The sequence below is a fragment of the Enterobacter sp. SENG-6 genome (assembly GCF_001605945.1).
GTDB lineage: Bacteria > Pseudomonadota > Gammaproteobacteria > Enterobacterales > Enterobacteriaceae > Enterobacter > Enterobacter cloacae.
The window spans coordinates 57,928-75,425 of record NZ_LOMM01000022.1 but is presented as its reverse complement, the minus strand read 5'-3'; the positions used below and the strand labels follow the sequence as shown (position 1 = coordinate 75,425).

The 17,498-nt window shown below is 55.1% G+C and carries 14 protein-coding genes; 7 read left to right on the top strand and 7 right to left on the bottom strand.

What is annotated here, in order from left to right:
- Positions 1 to 25 precede the first annotated feature (25 nt).
- Positions 26 to 1,591, bottom strand: coding sequence for an alkyl hydroperoxide reductase subunit F (gene ahpF, locus AX755_RS11915; RefSeq protein WP_029882129.1), 1,566 nt, complete (start codon positions 1,589 to 1,591; stop codon positions 26 to 28).
- A 188-nt stretch (positions 1,592 to 1,779) separates the two neighbouring features.
- Positions 1,780 to 2,343 carry an alkyl hydroperoxide reductase subunit C gene (ahpC, locus tag AX755_RS11910; protein WP_008501015.1) on the bottom strand — a complete coding sequence of 188 codons (564 nt, stop codon included), beginning with the start codon at positions 2,341 to 2,343 and terminating at the stop codon, positions 1,780 to 1,782.
- A gap of 638 nt (positions 2,344 to 2,981) precedes the next feature.
- Between ahpC and citR the strand changes: the two genes are divergently transcribed.
- The 3 genes from citR to AX755_RS11895 all read left to right on the top strand — a co-directional run bounded on the left by citR (position 2,982) and on the right by AX755_RS11895 (position 5,887).
- The gene (gene citR / locus AX755_RS11905) at positions 2,982 to 3,881 is read left to right on the top strand and encodes a DNA-binding transcriptional repressor CitR (protein WP_062856827.1); all 900 of its coding nucleotides are present in this window, start codon (positions 2,982 to 2,984) and stop codon (positions 3,879 to 3,881) included.
- 171 nt (positions 3,882 to 4,052) lie between these two features.
- The gene (locus tag AX755_RS11900; RefSeq protein WP_029882127.1) at positions 4,053 to 5,276 is read left to right on the top strand and encodes a phosphoadenosine phosphosulfate reductase; all 1,224 of its coding nucleotides are present in this window, start codon (positions 4,053 to 4,055) and stop codon (positions 5,274 to 5,276) included.
- Entirely contained in the window at positions 5,261 to 5,887 is a 627-nt protein-coding gene (locus AX755_RS11895; RefSeq protein WP_062856826.1) for an IbrB-like domain-containing protein, read from the top strand. Before AX755_RS11900 ends, AX755_RS11895 begins: the two co-directional genes overlap by 16 nt.
- On the opposite strand, the gene AX755_RS11890 is transcribed toward AX755_RS11895, so the two are convergent.
- Positions 5,888 to 7,048 (bottom strand): pyridoxal phosphate-dependent aminotransferase, encoded by a 1,161-nt coding sequence (locus tag AX755_RS11890; RefSeq protein ID WP_062856825.1) that lies wholly within the window; start codon positions 7,046 to 7,048, stop codon positions 5,888 to 5,890.
- Positions 7,049 to 7,170: 122 nt separating this feature from the next.
- On the opposite strand from AX755_RS11890, the gene AX755_RS11885 reads away from it, so the two are divergent.
- Genes AX755_RS11885 through AX755_RS11875 form a run of 3 tightly spaced genes read left to right on the top strand, consistent with a single transcriptional unit; the run spans position 7,171 to position 9,010 of the window.
- Positions 7,171 to 7,785 (top strand): methylthioribulose 1-phosphate dehydratase, encoded by a 615-nt coding sequence (locus AX755_RS11885; RefSeq protein ID WP_013097612.1) that lies wholly within the window; start codon positions 7,171 to 7,173, stop codon positions 7,783 to 7,785.
- A complete protein-coding gene (gene mtnC, locus AX755_RS11880; RefSeq protein ID WP_020685649.1) occupies positions 7,782 to 8,471 on the top strand; it encodes an acireductone synthase in 690 nt (229 codons plus the stop codon). The genes AX755_RS11885 and mtnC overlap by 4 nt, the downstream gene beginning before the upstream one ends.
- Positions 8,468 to 9,010: a 1,2-dihydroxy-3-keto-5-methylthiopentene dioxygenase gene (locus AX755_RS11875; RefSeq protein ID WP_062856824.1), complete on the top strand. Its 543-nt coding sequence runs from the start codon at positions 8,468 to 8,470 to the stop codon at positions 9,008 to 9,010. Before mtnC ends, AX755_RS11875 begins: the two co-directional genes overlap by 4 nt.
- Positions 9,011 to 9,075: 65 nt before the next feature.
- Here the strand turns inward: AX755_RS11875 and AX755_RS11870 are convergent, their stop codons facing one another.
- Together AX755_RS11870 and mtnA are read right to left on the bottom strand one after the other, a co-directional pair.
- Positions 9,076 to 9,546 (bottom strand): SRPBCC family protein, encoded by a 471-nt coding sequence (locus AX755_RS11870; RefSeq protein ID WP_020685647.1) that lies wholly within the window; start codon positions 9,544 to 9,546, stop codon positions 9,076 to 9,078.
- 43 nt (positions 9,547 to 9,589) lie between these two features.
- Entirely contained in the window at positions 9,590 to 10,606 is a 1,017-nt protein-coding gene (gene mtnA / locus AX755_RS11865) for an S-methyl-5-thioribose-1-phosphate isomerase (protein WP_062856823.1), read from the bottom strand.
- 104 nt (positions 10,607 to 10,710) lie between these two features.
- On the opposite strand from mtnA, the gene mtnK reads away from it, so the two are divergent.
- Complete coding sequence (gene mtnK / locus AX755_RS11860) at positions 10,711 to 11,910, top strand: S-methyl-5-thioribose kinase (protein ID WP_020685645.1); 1,200 nt, start codon at positions 10,711 to 10,713, stop codon at positions 11,908 to 11,910.
- A 30-nt stretch (positions 11,911 to 11,940) separates the two neighbouring features.
- Here mtnK and AX755_RS11855 read toward each other — a convergent pair whose 3' ends face one another.
- Both AX755_RS11855 and AX755_RS11850 read right to left on the bottom strand, forming a co-directional pair.
- A complete protein-coding gene (locus AX755_RS11855; RefSeq protein ID WP_062856822.1) occupies positions 11,941 to 16,098 on the bottom strand; it encodes an Ig-like domain-containing protein in 4,158 nt (1,385 codons plus the stop codon).
- 131 nt (positions 16,099 to 16,229) lie between these two features.
- Positions 16,230 to 17,471, bottom strand: a complete 1,242-nt coding sequence (locus AX755_RS11850) for an LVIVD repeat-containing protein (RefSeq protein ID WP_073971444.1) — start codon at positions 17,469 to 17,471, stop codon at positions 16,230 to 16,232.
- Positions 17,472 to 17,498 lie beyond the last annotated feature (27 nt).

Genomic DNA, 17,498 nt, shown 5'->3' with positions numbered 1-17,498 from the left:
GCAGGTGCAGTCTTACTGACTTTTATTATGCTGTTTTGGTGCGAATCAGGTAGTCGAACGCGCTCAGAGACGCTTTCGCCCCTTCACCGGTCGCGATGATGATCTGCTTGTACGGCACGGTAGTACAGTCGCCCGCCGCAAATACGCCCTTCACGCTGGTTTCACATTTGGCATCGATGATAATCTCGCCCATGCGGTTACGCTCAATGGCGCCTTCCAGCCAGGTGGTGTTTGGCAGCAGACCAATCTGCACGAAGATCCCCGAAAGCGGAACGCTGTGCACATCGCCACTGACGCGGTCGCGGTACTCCAGACCGGTGACTTTACTGCCGTCGCCCTTCACTTCCGTGGTCTGCGCATTCAGCACGATGTCGACGTTTTTCAGGCTGCGTACTTTATCCTGCAGAACCTGGTCTGCCTTCATCTCTGGTGCAAATTCCAGCAGGGTAACGTGTTCAACAATGCCCGCCAGGTCGATAGCCGCTTCGACACCGGAGTTACCGCCGCCAATCACCGCCACGCGTTTGCCCTTAAACAGCGGACCATCGCAGTGCGGGCAGTAGGTCACGCCTTTGGTGCGATACTGATCTTCACCTGGCACGTTCATGTTGCGCCATTTGGCACCGGTGGCAATGATAATACTGCGGGCTTTCAGCACCGCGCCGGAAGCGGTTTCAATCTGGTGTAAGCCACCTTCGACTGCGGCAGGAACCAGCTTGCTGGCGCTCTGGCTGTCGATCACATCCACTGCGTAATCATTGACGTGCGCTTTAAGTGCGCCAGCCAGTTTCTGGCCTTCGGTCTTCGGCACAGAGATGTAGTTTTCGATATCCACGGTATCCAGCACCTGGCCGCCAAAGCGTTCGCCCATCAGACCGGTACGAATACCTTTACGTGCGGAATAGACCGCTGCCGCGGCGCCCGCCGGGCCAGAGCCGACAATCAGTACATCATACGCATCGCGCTTGTTCAGCTCTTCTGCGGCACGTTTTTCGGCGCCGGTATCCACTTTGGCCACAATTTCGGACAAGGTCATACGGCCCTGGCCAAACTCCTGACCATTCAGGAACACTGCCGGAACCCCCATCACGTTGCGATCGGTGATTTCGTTCTGGAAAGTGCCGCCATCAATTGCGGTGTGTTTAATACGCGGGTTCAGGACTGACATCAGGTTCAGCGCCTGCACCACGTCCGGGCAGTTGTGGCAGGAGAGCGAATAATAAGTTTCAAAAGTGAAATCCCCGTCGATATCGCGGATCTGCTCCAGCAGCGCCTGCGCCTCTTTCGACGGATGCCCACCGGTCCACAGCAGAGCCAGCACCAGTGAGGTAAATTCGTGGCCCAGCGGTGAGCCGGCAAAACGCGGCCCCTGATCAGAGCCCGGGTTGGTGATCAGGAAAGATGGCTTACGCACTGCCAGATCGTTCGCTTCTTTGAAGGTCACTTTCGGTGACAGTTCGGCGATCTCCGCCAGCAGTTCCTTGATTTCTGCCGATTTAGCGCTGTCGTCCAGCGTGGCAATCAGCTCAACAGGTTTGGTCAGTTTCTCAAGGTATGCCTTGAGCTGGGTTTTCATTGTAGTGTCGAGCATTGTTCTTCCCTCTCTAAAAACGTCATCATGCAAGCTGCCTTATACGGGCGGCCTGAATGCAACTTGCATCATGGTGCTGGAATGAAATGGGCGCGGGGGGCGCCCATGGGTTGCCGGGTGGCACGTCGTTTACCCGGCCTACGATACTGTAGGCCTGTGCAAGCGCAGCGCCGCCAGACTTTACAGACTTAGATCTTGCCGACCAGGTCTAAAGATGGAGCCAGCGTCGCTTCGCCTTCTTTCCATTTCGCCGGGCACACTTCGCCTGGGTGAGACGCCACGTACTGAGCTGCTTTCACTTTACGCAGCAGGTCAGATGCATCACGGCCGATACCTTCAGCGGTAACTTCGATAGCCTGGATAATGCCCTGCGGGTCAACAACGAAGGTCGCACGGTCTGCCAGGCCTTCATCTTCACGCATGTTGTCGAAGTTACGGGTCAGGGCGCCAGTCGGGTCACCGATCATCGCGTATTTGATTTTCGCGATGGTTTCAGAGCTGCTGTGCCACGCTTTGTGGGTGAAGTGGGTGTCGGTAGAGACAGAGTACACGTCTACGCCCAGCTTCTGCAGTTCATCGTAGTGATCGGCTACGTCACCCAGTTCGGTCGGGCAAACGAAAGTGAAGTCAGCCGGATAGAAGAAGAACACGCTCCAGCGGCCTTCGGTATCTTTCTCAGTCACTTCAATGAATTCGCCGTTTTTGAACGCCTGGTTTTTGAAAGGTTTAATTTTGGTGTTAATCAAAGACATCTGTACTTCCTCCGTGTTTTCGTTGAGATGTAAGGTAACGAACTTTCGCTACATGGGCTAATGCGTTTGCTTTATCAAATCAATCAGCCATACCTAACAACCCGAACAAGACAACGTTGTGAACCCAATGAATAAAAGCCCGAAAGTAAAAAGGCCGCCCCGGTGGGCGGCCCTGATACCTGAACTTTCCACAGGAACTTTCAGTGCCAGTGAGACTGGCGTTGCGTTGCGCTCTACATACCTTTATATCAAGGACGTTACAGCCCCTCGATTACAGCACTCGTGTCGGGACAGGGCAATGGATTGAAGGGATAATCATATCTATGGCTGTGATAGGTTTTACCAAACTAAGCATTCCCCATCGCCGCTAATGCTCACGCCAGTAAAAATAAAAATGAGTGATAATTACTTGTCCATATATAAATCTGACTATTTTTATTCAGTTCCGTTTTCTATTTTAAAGGTAAAAATATCTTAACCATTATTGAAGTTCTATTTCATTAATCTACGTTCGTGATATATTAAGTTGGTTTTCAATCATAATTAAGCGAGCTAACCATCAAGGATGGTAAATGGTTACGTTCCTTCTATAGTTATCAGTGATGTGATAACGCAACGCAGCACACTCAGGATGAAACATGGCAAATCTTTACGACTTAAAAAAATTCGATCTCAATCTGCTGGTCATTTTCGAATGCATCTACCAACACCTGAGCATCAGCAAGGCAGCAGAAACGCTCTACATAACGCCTTCCGCGGTCAGTCAATCCCTGCAGCGGCTGCGTAACCAACTGAACGATCCGCTGTTTATCCGTTCGGGAAAAGGGATCACTCCCACCACCGTCGGGGCAAATTTGCATCATCATCTTGAGCAAAACCTCAATCAGCTTGAGCAGACCATCAACATCATGCATGGCTCATCGCTCAAAAAGAATTTTGTCATCTACTGCCCGCAGGTTCTGACAACCGACAATCTGCTCAGCCCCATGAAGCTATTGATGCGAGAGCACAATTATGAAATAGAGCTTCATGACATGCTGCTGTCCGCGGATTCTGCAGAAGACCTGCTTGCCTACCGCAAAGCAGACTTAATTTTCTCCATTGCGCCTATCAACAATCGCTCAATGGTGTGCGTTCCCTATGTTAATTACCGAATGATTCTGGTGTGCAGCCAGGATCATCCCCGTCTGCAGGAGACCGCTACCCTGGAAGAGCTGCAGAAAGAGAAGTTTTCGATCTTCCTGAGCGATGAAGCGGGTGTGAAACACTATCAGTCAAAGACTGAGGAAGTGCATGCCGACAGGACAATCGGTTTTCGCTGTGACTCTCTTTTTTCAATCATGGCCATGATCAGCGCATCGCATTTAGTGGGATATATCCCGGAAGTCCTGTATGAAAAATACCGTGAGGTACTGCGACTGAAAAAAGTGGACGCCCCCTTTACGCTGCCTCAAATGGAAGTCTTCATGGTTTATAACCGCTCAGCGCTTAACAGCTCGGTTTTCTCGAAGTTTGTTGAGCAGATTACGCAAAAATAAATCCGAATGGCTGTGATATTTACAGCCATTTCTCTCTTCAAAATATAACCCTCATTTATAGATAATAAAAAATCTGCCTTTTTTGATTTACCTGCCTTTATTTTCACTACTATTATTCTCTCTCCTGCATTGACATGAACGTCCGGTATTTATTTCCAGGAGGAGTTGCCTTTGTCAATTTATAAGCATCCACTTAATCAAAATGTCCTTGACGCTGCCACAGAGCGCATAACATGGACGCTTGAGAATCTGCCAAGGGTCTGTGTTTCATTTTCTGGCGGAAAAGATTCCACCATTATGTTCCATTTAACGGCCCGACAAGCCCGAAAAATGGGAAAGAAAATCTGTCTGTTATTTATCGACTGGGAAGCACAGTTCACCTGTACCATTCAGCATGTGAATAACATGATCGCACAATACGCCGATGTGATTGAAAAATGCTGGTGGGTAGCGCTCCCGTTGACCACGCAAAATTCGCTCTCACAATTCCAGCCCGAATGGCAGTGCTGGGAGCCGGGTAAAAACTGGGTACGCACGCCCCCGGAAGAGGCGGTAACCGATCCAGATTACTTCTCGTTCTACCAGCCGGGCATGACCTTCGAGGCCTTTGTTCGTGAATTTTCCGACTGGTTTGCCAAAAGGCGCCCGGCAGCAATGATGATCGGTATTCGTGCCGATGAATCCTACAATCGCTTTTTGACGATCGCTAACGCACGAAAGCAGCGCTTTGCCGATGACAAACCCTGGACCACCGTCGCCCCCGGCGGGCACGCCTGGTATGTCTATCCGCTTTATGACTGGAAAACCGCCGATATCTGGACCTGGTTTGCGAAAACGGGCGGGTGCTATAACCCGCTTTACGACCTGATGTTTCAGGCTGGCGTGCCGCCGCGCTATATGCGCATCTGTGAACCCTTTGGCCCGGAGCAGCGTCAGGGATTGTGGCTCTATCATGTTGTGGAGCCCGAACGCTGGGCGGCGATGTGTGAGCGGGTAAACGGCGTGCACAGTGGCGGGGTCTACGCAGGGCAGGACAACCATTTCTATGGCCACCGCAAAATTCTGAAACCCGACGCGCTCAGCTGGCGGGAATACGCCATGCTGCTTCTCGACAGCATGCCGCACACCACCGCGGAACATTACCGCAATAAAATCGCGATCTATTTGCACTGGTATCAGAAGAGAGGCATGGCCGATATTCCCGACACCCAGGAGGGCGATATCGGCGCCAAAGATATCCCGTCCTGGCGACGCGTGTGCAAGGTATTACTCAACAATGACTACTGGTGCCGGGCGCTGTCATTCAGTCCTAACAAACCCAGGCATTACCAGCGTTACAGCGAACGGATGAAATCAAAACGCAAGGAGTGGGGGATCTTATGCAGCAGCAATTAATTAACGAGATGAAAAATTATCTTCAGTCTCTCTCCGAAGATAAACGCATTGAAGCCATTAACGCCTTTCGCCAGGCCATCCATGAAAATAGCCCTTTTCGCGAACAGCCTGTCGACTGCGTGCTGTGGATCAAACAGGACGAGATTAGCGCGAACGATTACAACCCCAACAACGTTGCCCCGCCGGAAAAACGGCTGCTCTGTAAATCCCTGGAGATGGACGGTTTTACCCAACCCATTGTAGTGACGGAAAGTGAGGCCCGGCATTATGAAATTGTCGACGGCTTCCATCGGCATGAAATTGGATCCAACCGGGCGGTATTGAAACGCCAGCTTAAAGGCTATCTTCCTGTCACCTGTCTGCGTAAAGAGCGGCAGAAAAAGTTCGACCGGATAGCGGCCACCATTCGCCACAATCGGGCGCGCGGCCGCCATCAAATTAATGCGATGTCCGATATCGTCCGCGAGCTGGTGCAGCTTGGCTGGGACGACGAGAGAATCAGTCAGGAACTGGGAATGGATAGCGACGAGGTATTACGCCTCAAGCAAATCAACGGCCTGCTGGAACTCTTTGCAGACCGCCGTTATTCAGAAGCCTGGACGGTCAAATAATCAGATCGCGTTAAGACGCTCTGCCGCCGCCAGCAGCGTCGATTCCTGTTTCGCAAAGCAGAGACGAATCAGCTTATGCGGGAAGGGATCGGCGCAAAAGACGGATAACGGGATCGCCGCCACGCCCACCTCTTTGGTCAGCCACTGGCAAAAACTGACGTCGTCCAGATCTGAGATGGCGCTGTAATCGGCCAGCAGGAAATAGGTGCCTTCACACGGCAGGATCTCCAGACGGCTCTGACTCAGGGCACTCACAAACCGATCCCGGCGTGCGCGGTAAAACTCGGGCAGCTCACGGTAATGCTCAGGCTCAGCGCGCAGCATATCGGCCAGCGCCAGCTGGGCAGGCGTGTTCACCGCAAACGTCAGGTACTGGTGCACTTTACGCAACTCCGCGCTGATGGCCGCCGGTGCCACGCAGTACCCCACCTTCCAGCCGGTCATATGATAGGTTTTACCGAATGACGACACCGCCACAGCGCGCTCGCGAAGCTGCGGATGGGATAGCACGCTGACGTGCCCTTCCCCGGCAAAGCAGATGTGCTCATACACTTCGTCGCTCAGGACATAAATTTCATGTTCCGCAATGGCCTGCCACAGCGCGGCGAAATCGCTCTTCTGCCACACGGTCGCCGACGGGTTGTGTGGTGTATTCAGAATGACCAGCCGGGTGTTGTCGCTCAGCAGCGCAGCAAACGCCTGCCAGTCGGGGCGAAAATGCGGCGGCTGTAATGCCACGCGCTTCACCACGCCGCCGGACAGTTCGATGGCAGGCGCATAGCTGTCGTAGCTTGGGTCAAAGCAGATAACCTCATCGCCCGCGCGAACCAGCGCGGTGATGGCCGCATACAGTGCTTCGGTCGCACCTGCCGTCACCGTAATGTCGCTGTTGGCATCCGGTTGATAGCCATAGCATTCCGCCGTTTTATCCGCAATGGCGTCACGCAATGCCTGCACACCGGTCATCGGCGCATACTGATTTGCCCCCTGGGCAACGTGCCAGGCCAGACGCTCCTGCAAATAGCCTGGACCATCAAAATCCGGGAACCCCTGCGAGAGGTTAATGGCGTTGTGCTTCTGGGCCAGAGCGCTCATCTGCGTAAAGATAGTGGTGCCCAGGTTGGGAAGTTTGCTTTGCGGAATCAATGCGTTATTGCTCATTGTGGGGTGCCTGCTTGTAATACTTATGTTGCTGCCACTATAACACGATGTTAGTCTTTGGCAATCAAGACGCTTAGACGTCTAAACAATATGAATATTCCTGACCGAGAGGGTAAAAGGAAATGACAGACAACCTGCAACTCACGCAACTGGTCGAAGCCTGCCGCTGGATTGGTGCCAAAGGCTGGGCCCCCGCCACCGGCGGTAACATGTCGGTACGTCAGGATGAAAACCTGTGCTGGCTCAGTGAATCCGGCAAAGACAAAGGCAGCCTCACGCCGGATGATTTTCTGCAGGTGGAGATCGCCACCAATCGCGCCCCCTCTGGCCGTAAACCTTCGGCCGAAACCGGGTTACACACACTTATCTATCGCCTGTTCCCGGAGGCCAACGCCGTACTGCACGTCCACACGGTGAACGCCACGGTGCTCTCGCGGCTGGTGAAAGAGGCGGAGCTGCACATCAGCGGGTTTGAGATGCAAAAATCCCTCACCGGGCAGACCACGCATCTGGCTACGGTTGCCATTCCGGTATTCGATAACGACCAGGATATAGACGCCCTCGCTTCGCGAATCGCCCATTACGCCCAGGAGCGCCCGCTTAATTATGGTTTTCTTCTGCGCGGCCATGGCTTAACCTGCTGGGGACGTGATGTGGCCGAAGCCCGCCGTCATCTGGAAGGATTAGAATTCTTATTTGAATGCGAAATGCGTTTACGACAACTGGAGAAGATATGATTCGCGCGATTGTGACGGATATTGAGGGAACCACCAGCGATATCCGTTTTGTCCATGATGTTTTGTTCCCTTATGCGCGTGAGCGTCTGGCGGCCTTCGTCACCGCCCAGCAGTACGCCGAGCCGGTCAAATCGATTCTGGACAACCTGCGCGATGAAATCGACACTCCGCACGCCAGCGTCAGCGATCTTATCGAGACCCTCTTCACCTTTATGGATGAAGACCGTAAATCGACGGCGCTGAAGGCCCTGCAGGGAATTATCTGGCACGACGGTTACGTCAACGGCGACTTTACCGGCCATCTCTACCCGGACGTGCTGCCGGCGCTGGAAAAATGGAAAGCGCAAGGCATTGATCTCTATGTTTATTCTTCTGGTTCCGTCGCTGCGCAGAAACTGTTATTTGGCTACAGCGATGAAGGTGATATTACTCATCTGTTCAGCGGCTACTTTGATACCCATATTGGTGCCAAGCGTGAGGTGCAGTCTTATCAGAATATTGCGGCGCAGACGGGCATCGCCCCGTCGCAGATCCTGTTCCTGTCGGATATCCATCAGGAGCTGGACGCTGCTGAACAGGCCGGTTTTCGCACCCTGCAGCTGATTCGCGGTGATGATGACGGTGCAAGCCACCATCATCAGGTTCACCAGTTCGACGAGATTAACCCGGAGCAGATCCCTTCATGAGCGCATTAACCATTTATTCCGATAAAGACGCGAGTAAGCACCTGTGGCACAGCACCGACGCCGCCGAGATCGCCCAACAGCTCAACGCCAAAGGCGTGCGTTTTGAACGCTGGGCGGCTGACCGTGATTTAGGGCGCGCCCCTGCCCCAGAAGTGGTCATTGACGCTTACCAGCATGCCATCAACAAGCTGGTCGCGGAGAAAGGCTATCAGAGCTGGGATGTGATCAGCCTGCGCGCCGACAACCCGCAAAAAGAAGCGCTGCGCGCCAAATTCCTCAACGAGCACACCCACGGCGAAGATGAAGTGCGCTTTTTCGTGGAAGGCGCGGGATTGTTCTGCCTGCACATTGACGATGAGGTGTATCAGGTGCTGTGCGAGAAAAACGACCTGATTTCGGTGCCAGCAGGCACACCGCACTGGTTTGATATGGGCTCAGAGCCAAACTTTACGGCCATCCGTATATTCGATAATCCGGAGGGCTGGGTGGCGCAGTTTACCGGTGATGCGATTGCGGATGCGTATCCGCGTCTGGCATAGGTGAAAACATTGCTCCCTCTCCCTGTGGGAGAGGGCTGGGGTGAGGGCATCAGGCCGCTTTATCTTCAATGCTTCAATCCCTTCACATACCCCACCAGCTGATCCAGCACGATCCCCCAGCCTTCATGGAAGCCCATCTGTTCATGCTGCTCACGGATTTCTTTCGTGGGATGGCGCGCAATCGCCGTATAGCGGGTTTTGCCCTCCCCAAGATCTTCCAGCAACAAAATCGCCGTCATAAACGGCTTTTCGGCCGGTTTCCACCCTTCGGTATAGCCGTCGGTAAAGACCAGCTTTTTGCCGGGATCGATTTCCAGGAAAACACCTTTATTGTCCATTTTTTGCCCGTCCACGTCGAAAACGGTATTGAACCGTCCACCCACGCGCAGGTCGAGGTCGCATTCGGTCACTTTATGGGGGGCAGGAATAAAGAAGTTTTTGATGTGCTCTGGCGTCGTCCAGCAAAGCCACAGCAGGTCGCGCGGTGCATCCACCACGCGTTCCAGTTTTAAGTCTGTTTCGGGATCGAGCGTCACGATGTTGTCCTCTCAGGGGAACCCCTTACAAGGATAGCCGGACTCAGGCGAATTTCCCCTTTGCTACCGCTTCCGGCGTGACCACGCCCGTATCCAGTACCCAGCCGCTTATCAGCGAGGCTGGGGTGACGTCAAATGCCGGGTTGTAAACCTGCGCATTTTCCGGTGCCCACTGTACCGCGCCGAAGCTTCCCGCCACGCCCGTTACTTCACTGGCCGCGCGCTGCTCAATCGGGATCGCCTCACCGTTCGGGCACGCCGGGTCGAGGGTGGTTTGCGGGGCGGCGACATAGAACGGAATGCCGTGAAATTTCGCCAGCACCGCCAGGGAATAAGTGCCGATTTTGTTCGCCACATCGCCGTTGGCGGCAATACGATCTGCCCCCACCCACACGGCATCCACCTCCCCTTTTGCCATCAGGCTGGCGGCCATGGAGTCGGTAATCAGCTGATACGGCACGCCCAGCTCGCCGAGCTCCCACGCGGTCAGCCTGCCGCCCTGCAGCAGCGGACGGGTTTCATCCACCCAGACGTTGCTGACGTTGCCCTCCTGATGTGCGCGAGCAATAACACCCAGCGCAGTGCCGACGCCTGCGGTCGCCAGACCGCCAGTGTTACAGTGGGTCAGCAGGCGGCTACCGGGCTTCACCAGCGCGCTGCCCGCTGTCGCAATGGCGTCACAAAGCTGCCTGTCTTCGTCAATCAGTCGCAGAGCTTCCGTCACCAGCGCCGGAACGAAATCTTCCTGCCAGAGCGCCTGCTTCATGCGGTTGAGATTGTTCATCAGGTTGACCGCCGTTGGGCGTGCAGCGCGCAGCGTTTCTAGCGCCAGCGCCAGCTCGTCGCGGCTTTTCCCCTTTTCCGCCAGCAGCGCCAGCAGCAGACTTGCAGAGAGACCAATCAGCGGCGCACCGCGCACCCTAAGGGCGTGAATATGCCCCACCAGCGCCTCGACCGTTGAGGCGTCAAGCCAGCGTTTCTCCTGCGGAAGGGCCTGTTGGTCGAGAATAAAGAGCTGATTATCCGCCACCCGCAGGCTGGTCGTCTGTAATGTCTGCATGTCGTTAATTCCCTGTTGCGTTGTTGTAGCACATTGTGTCAGGATGAAATCCAGATGTATAGACGTCTAAATGTCTTTATTCGCAAATCAGTGAGGAGCAGGCAATGTCGCAATACCGTACCTTTACCGCCCAGGACGCCGTGGAGTATGCCAGGCAGTTTGGCGGCCTTGATAATCCATCATCACTGGTAGAGGCGCAGGAAGTGGGCGACGGCAACCTCAATCTGGTCTTCAAAATTTTCGATGCTCAGGGCGTGAGCCGCATCATCGTAAAACAGGCGCTGCCATACGTTCGCTGCGTCGGTGAGTCATGGCCGCTGACGCTGGACCGCGCCCGTCTTGAGGCGCAAACGCTGGTAGAGCATTACAAGCACAGCCCGCAGCATACCGTGAAAATTCATCATTTTGACCCGGAACTGGCGGTTATGGTGATGGAAGATCTCTCCGACCATCGCATCTGGCGCGGGGAGCTGATTAAGAATAACGCCTACCCGCAGGCTGCGCGTCAACTGGGGGAGTACCTGGCGCACACGCTGTTCCACACCAGCGATTTTTACCTGCACCCGCACGAGAAAAAAGCGCAGGTTGCCCAGTTCATTAACCCGGAGATGTGCGAGATCACTGAAGATCTGTTCTTTAACGATCCGTACCAGATCCACGAGCGCAACAACTATCCGGCAGAGCTGGAAAACGATGTCGCCGCCCTGCGCGATGACACCCAGTTGAAAATTGCCGTGGCCTCCCTGAAGCATCGCTTCTTCTCCCACGCCGAAGCGCTATTGCACGGGGATATCCACAGCGGATCGATTTTCGTGGCCGAGGGTAGCCTGAAAGCGATCGACGCCGAATTCGGTTACTTTGGCCCGATTGGGTTTGACGTGGGCACCGCCATCGGCAACCTGCTGCTGAATTTCTGTGGCCTGCCGGGGCATTTAGGCATCCGCGATGCCGCTGCCGCCCGGGAACAGCGTCTGATCGACATTCAGGCGTTATGGAATACCTTTGCGGAGCGCTTCCAGGCGCTGGCGCACGAGAAAACCCGGGATGCCGCGCTGAGTGCGCCGGGCTATGCCTCTGAATTTTTGAAAAAAGTCTGGCGAGATACCATTGGTTTCTGCGGAACGGAGCTGATCCGCCGCAGTGTGGGGCTGTCACACGTCGCGGACATCGATACCATTCAGGACGACGCGATGCGTCACGAATGTCTGCGCCACGCCATCACGCTGGGTAAAGCGCTGATTGTGATTGCCGATCGCATCGACAGCGTGGAAGAGCTGGTGGCAAGAGTGCGCCAGTACAGTTAAAAAAAACCTCCCTTTCGGAAGGTTTTTGCATCAGTTTTTGGTAAGCGTGGTGGTCACGGTGTAATCGAGAGACCACGACGAATGCCAGTCTTTACCGGCAAACTTGATATCCCCACGGTAAACTCCGCTCGGGAGATCCGGGTTATCGGCCTCAACATACTTAAGGCTGGCGCTATAGCCTGTGGTTTCCCAACTGCTACACAGAACCGCCACATTGAACGGACGGGTGGAGCAATCCGATCTGCGCTGCGCGCGAATCTTCACGTCATGGGTATTGCCTTGTTCGTCCTTCATCGGCACGACAAGCGTGCTGTAACCTTCGGCGGTCCATACCAGGGACGTCGGTCCCTGCGTACTTCCCGTTGCCACGAACCCAAGCGAAGGGAAGCCAAATATTGCGCCCGTACTGAATGCGCTTGTCGAACCGGTGACGCTCCACATGGCTGAATAGCTGGCAATAAACACAACCGTTTGATCGGTTTTAGTGGTGTTATTACTCTCTGCACTCACCTTTGCCGTACCTGTATCCGGGCCACTCAGCTTCACGGTCGCCACGCCGCTGCCATTGGTCACACTGGTTTGCGCTGAAAGGGTATTAAGCGTGGTGTTCCAGTTGACCGTCGCATTTTTGACGGCATTACCGTTTACGTCTTTCACCACTGCGGTGTAAGTAATGCGGTCGGTGTTGACTACCGCGTGGTCAGAACTGGCCTTGAGGCTCTCAACCCTGGCGGTGGTCGCATCGCCAATAAATGTTACCGGCTCCGCGTTTATCGCCGCCGTTGAACCGACAACTGTTGCGCTAACCGTTGCCGTTCCGGCCGTTGTCGTTGACGCCGTTACAACCGCCTGACCCGCTTCGTTGGTTTTTGTGCTGGCGCTGGCAAGCTTCACGCTGCTGTTATCTACACGCCACGCCACATCCACACCGCTAAGCGGGTTATGGTTGGCGTCTTCGACGGTGGCGGTCCAGCGTATGGTCGCGTTCCCGTCAGCCACCGCCTCTTTTTTATCCGCACTCAGGCTCGTAAATTGCGCTGTCGCCGGATTACCGGTCACGGAGAGAGTAAGCGTCTGACCGCTACCATTCACCGTCGCGGTAACCGTGATGTTGCCCGCTTTGCGCGATGAGAAGCGCGTTTCTGCCTGCCCTTGCGCATTGGTCATTGCTGAAACGGGTGTCAGGGTCACATCAGCCGCATCACTGCTGCTCCAGTTAACGGCAACGCCTGGTACAGGGTTCTGATGGCTGTCCACCACGGTTGCGGTTAACAGTACGGTATCGCTGTCAGCCACAATGCCGGTCGTTTTATCCGCCGTGAGGGTAGCCAGCTTTGCCGTGGTGGTGTCACCGGTGAAGGTCAGTTTTGTCACGCGTAACGTGTTACTGCCGAACGTGGCCTGAAGAGAATATTCCCCCGCGGTTTCAGAACGTAAGGTCACGCTCGCCTCACCCGATGCATTCGTCACGCTGCTCGTATCGGACAACGTCGCGCCGGAAGGGCTCACCGCCCAGCCAACCTTCGCTCCGTCAACCGGGTTATCATTGGCATCCACAACGGTAGTGCGCACGGTGATACCGTCGGTGCCATTGGCTACCGCCGTCACGCTGTCGGCGGCCATCTCCGTCATTTTCGCGGTCGTGAGATCGGCCGTGAAGGTTGCACTGTCAGCACGAACGGGTGCGCTTTCAGCGGTCTGAGCCGTGATTACAACGCTGCCTGATTTCAGCGAGGTAACCACCAGCGAGGCATTGCCCTGCGCATCCGTCCGCGTACTGCTGGCGGCGAGCTTAACGTCTGGGTTATCTGCCGACCAGTTAACCTCTACGCCCGAAATGGCGTTACCCTGCAGATCGCGCACCTGCGCCGTCCAGGTAATACTGTCGCTGCCGTTGGCCACGGCCTGTTGCTTATCGGCCACCACGGCGGCGATACGCTGCGTGCTGGTGTCAGCGACAAACGTTACGGCTTCCGCTTTCACCGCATTCTGCTGATTTACATCAGCATAAACCCAGGCTACGCCCGTTTTTGCTGACGACAGCGACAACGTGGCGTTTCCGGCGGCGTCGGTAACCGAGGTTTTGCTTCCTGCGGTCGTGCCATCTTCCCGCTTCACCGTCCAGTTAACCGTCACGCCTTCAAGCGGATGATTGCTGTTATCTGCGACCTGCGCGGTATACGTTACGCTGTCGCTGTTATTGGCAACAATGCGGGTTTTATCGACATTGACCGATCTCACCTGTGCGCTGGCGCTGTCCGCAACAAATTTTAGCGTCGGGGTAGAGAGCGGGTTACCGTCCGCCAGTTGCGCACTCACTGTCGTCGCAACCACGTCACGGCTAATGAGCTGAATGCTGGCCTGCCCTTGTTCATTGGTGAGGGTGCGTTCAGCAGACAGCTGAACCGCAGCGTTATCCGCTGTCCATTTCACCTCTTGCCCCGAAACGGGATTGCCGGACCGATCGACAACGCTTGCCACTACGACAATTGGCGTTACGCCGTCTGCCGGTGCGCTTACGGTCGACGGACTGAGTGATGCAAGTTCCACAACCTCGGACACCGCCTCTTCAGTCACAGAGGCGGTAGCAAGCTTAATATTGCCGTCGATGAACGTCTGAATGGTGAGGGTGGCAGGCGCGGTTCCGCTGATAAGCGTTGCGCTGTATACGCCGCTGCTCGTTTCGCGAAACGCGCTTATTTGCGGTGCGACAGGCGCCGCGGTGCCTGTAACGGCATTTTTCAGGGTGATCGATGCGCCAAGACGCTCCGATAACCCGGTTGCAGCCTCGCCGGATGCGGTTTTTAGCGCCAATGTTAATACCGACTGACTGGTGCCATCCGCCGGTAAGCGGGACGGAGACGCCGTCAGGCTGGGCTGCAGCGTGGTCACGTCCATGCCGTTTACGTTCACCGTCATACGCGCCGTATCAGAAGCGTTACCGTGCTTATCCCAGGCCGTTGCGGTTAACGTATACGCGTTGGAACCGCCATTTTTCCAGGCTGGAAGCGTAATCACCACCTGGGCCGGATCGGCACCCGGTGTGATTTTGCCGCCGTTACGTATCAAATTGTCACCCTGCCAGTCGATGCGTTCGAGCCCGTATTTCGTTTTAACCTTCGCGGTTACGGTCTGGCGGGCATTTTCATTCCCGGCAATGTTTTCTGGCAGTGCGAGCGAAATCAGCTCCTGCTTACGGTAATCCAGGACAATATTGTTATTACGATCGACCAGCTCCTGACGTGACCCCAACAGCGTACGGCGTGCCCCCACCTGGTCCGCATCAAGCTGCGTGCGCAGCGGCACGCCCGGCGCCCAATTCACCGCAAGGTTAAACTGCGTATCCGATGCCTCGCCCTTACCCATTTTTTGGTTTACACCCAGGGTAATCAACGGAACGGGCGTGTAGCTCAGTCCAACGGTTACGGCGTAAGGATCTTTCTGACGATCGTCCTCATCGTCACCGAAAAGCCCGACGTGCTGACCATAGTATTGTTCGTAGACGAGGTTCGCCCCAAGCTGCGGATACGCGGGGAGATACCCGGTTGCACGCAGGTCAAAGCCGTTCGCCACGCGCTCGTCATAATCGCGATAGCGGGACGAAGACATCCAGTCGCTTAAACGGTAGTAGCCGCTGGCTGAAAGACGCAGATAGTCCCAGCCTAGCTCGGCTCCAACACCAAGGCGCTGATGCTGATTCGCCGAAACCTGGCGATCGTAAAAGGTATTCACGCCCCACATCCATGCGGTATTAAATTCACGGTAGCCAAACCCGACATTAACGATATTTCTGTCGTCGTGACGACGTCCCCCCAATTGGGTGAACACCAGCGACGTTTTTTGCTCGTATAACGGGATAAGCAGATCTAACTCCGCATCCTGAATGGAAAAATGCTCATCAGTACCGATATTCAGCCGCGTGGTACCAAATTGATTTAACCAGGACTCAATTTCCTGCGTGGCGGTATTTGTTGCCTGGGACGTAATTGCGCTGGCGACAGAACGGCCACTGCCGCTCTCCAGCAGTGACCCCGCCTGCACGGCGGTTTGTGCCACTACCCGCTCGGTGGTTTGCGGCTCGGCTACCTTATCCTGCGCGGCGACGGACGTCGCGCCCAGCGAAAATAACGACGGCGGAAGGAGTTGCAGTGCTATTTGCAACCAGGCTGCACATTTTTTCAGGCTCATTAAATTCATCCTTGAATAAAAAAGAGCCATAGTACGTATCAGGACTTAAAGATAAAGTCGGCGCGTTTATTTTAAGAATCTATAAATATAAGCATTCACCTTATAAATATATTTCAGCCCCCCTTTCCCCTTCAGCCCAAATATTCAATCACCGACAAGCCGCCGTTATAATCCGTGCTGTAAATAATTCCCTGCGCATCCACAAAAACATCACACGACTGGATCACCTGTGGGCGATTCGGGCGTGTATCCATCATCCTTTCAGGTGCAGCAGGTACCAGCGCCCCCGTTTCCACCGGGCGGTAGGGATTCGAAATGTCATACGCACGCACCCCTGCATTCTGAAAGGTGGCGAAGATCAGCGTGGAACTGACAAAGCTTCCCGGCCGGTTCTCGTGCAGATTATGCGGGCCGAAATGCGCGCCTTTCGCCACGTAGTCTCTTTCATCCGGCTGCGGGAAGGTGGAGATACTTACCGGGTTCGACGGCTCGCGGATATCAAACAGCCAGATGAGCTTCTCGCCGTCCTCCTGGTTGTCGAGCACCGCTTCGTCGAGCACCACCAACAGATCGCGGTCCGGCAGCGGCAGCGCGGTATGCGTCCCGCCACCAAACGGCGGGCTCCAGTTGCGGTGGCTAATCAGCTTCGGCTGAGTGCGATCTTTGACATCCAGCAGCGTTAAACCACCGTCACGCCAGCTGCCGTATGCCGTATCCCCGGCGATAATGGCATGATGCAGCGCGTAGCGTTTGCCTTCCGGCCACTCTGGCCGTTCACCTGCGGCCTGATTCATGCCCGGCAACCACCAGCGCCCTGCCACTTCGGGCTTACGCGGATCGGCCAGGTCGATGGTCAGGAAGATATAGTCGGTAAAGCCGTCGATCAGCGCCGACACATAGGCCCAGCGACCGCCGACGTACCAGATGCGGTGGATACCAATGCCATTTAACGACAGAAAACCGATTTCACGCGGCCTGTCCGGCGTGGAGATATCAAACACGCGCAGCCCGGCGCTCCAGCCTTTGTCCTGCACGTCGCTGACGGTCTCCCCCACCTGACGGGTGTAGTAGACCTTTTCATCGGCGAAGCGGGCATCGGCAAACAGATCCCGGGCGTTAATCACCAGCAGTAAATCGTCGTGTGCCTGCAAATGCACATTCCAGGTGCCGGGCGGCGCAGGTATATAACCCGCCGCTTTCGGGTTTTTCGGGTCGCGCACGTCAACAATCGAAAAGCCCTGCGACACCATATGGCCAATATACGCATAACCGCGGTGCACCATCAGCTGCACGCCGTCCGGGCGACCGCCCTGGTCGCTATGGCCAATCAGCCGCATATTGCGGCTGTATTCAGGGGTGGGTAATGTTGTCACCTTTAGCTCCTTTCGCCGGGTGGCGGC

Excerpts from the sequence above, each read along its gene's own strand:
- citR (WP_062856827.1), top strand. The coding sequence starts at position 2,982 with ATGGCAAATCTTTACGACTTAAAAAAATTCGATCTCAATCTGCTGGTC.
- ahpF (WP_029882129.1), bottom strand. The coding sequence starts at position 1,591 with ATGCTCGACACTACAATGAAAACCCAGCTCAAGGCATACCTTGAGAAA.
- AX755_RS11890 (WP_062856825.1), bottom strand. The coding sequence starts at position 7,048 with ATGAGCAATAACGCATTGATTCCGCAAAGCAAACTTCCCAACCTGGGC.
- AX755_RS11885 (WP_013097612.1), top strand. The coding sequence starts at position 7,171 with ATGACAGACAACCTGCAACTCACGCAACTGGTCGAAGCCTGCCGCTGG.
- mtnA (WP_062856823.1), bottom strand. The coding sequence starts at position 10,606 with ATGCAGACATTACAGACGACCAGCCTGCGGGTGGCGGATAATCAGCTC.
- mtnC (WP_020685649.1), top strand. The coding sequence starts at position 7,782 with ATGATTCGCGCGATTGTGACGGATATTGAGGGAACCACCAGCGATATC.
- AX755_RS11875 (WP_062856824.1), top strand. The coding sequence starts at position 8,468 with ATGAGCGCATTAACCATTTATTCCGATAAAGACGCGAGTAAGCACCTG.
- mtnK (WP_020685645.1), top strand. The coding sequence starts at position 10,711 with ATGTCGCAATACCGTACCTTTACCGCCCAGGACGCCGTGGAGTATGCC.
- AX755_RS11895 (WP_062856826.1), top strand. The coding sequence starts at position 5,261 with ATGCAGCAGCAATTAATTAACGAGATGAAAAATTATCTTCAGTCTCTC.
- ahpC (WP_008501015.1), bottom strand. The coding sequence starts at position 2,343 with ATGTCTTTGATTAACACCAAAATTAAACCTTTCAAAAACCAGGCGTTC.
- AX755_RS11855 (WP_062856822.1), bottom strand. The coding sequence starts at position 16,098 with ATGAGCCTGAAAAAATGTGCAGCCTGGTTGCAAATAGCACTGCAACTC.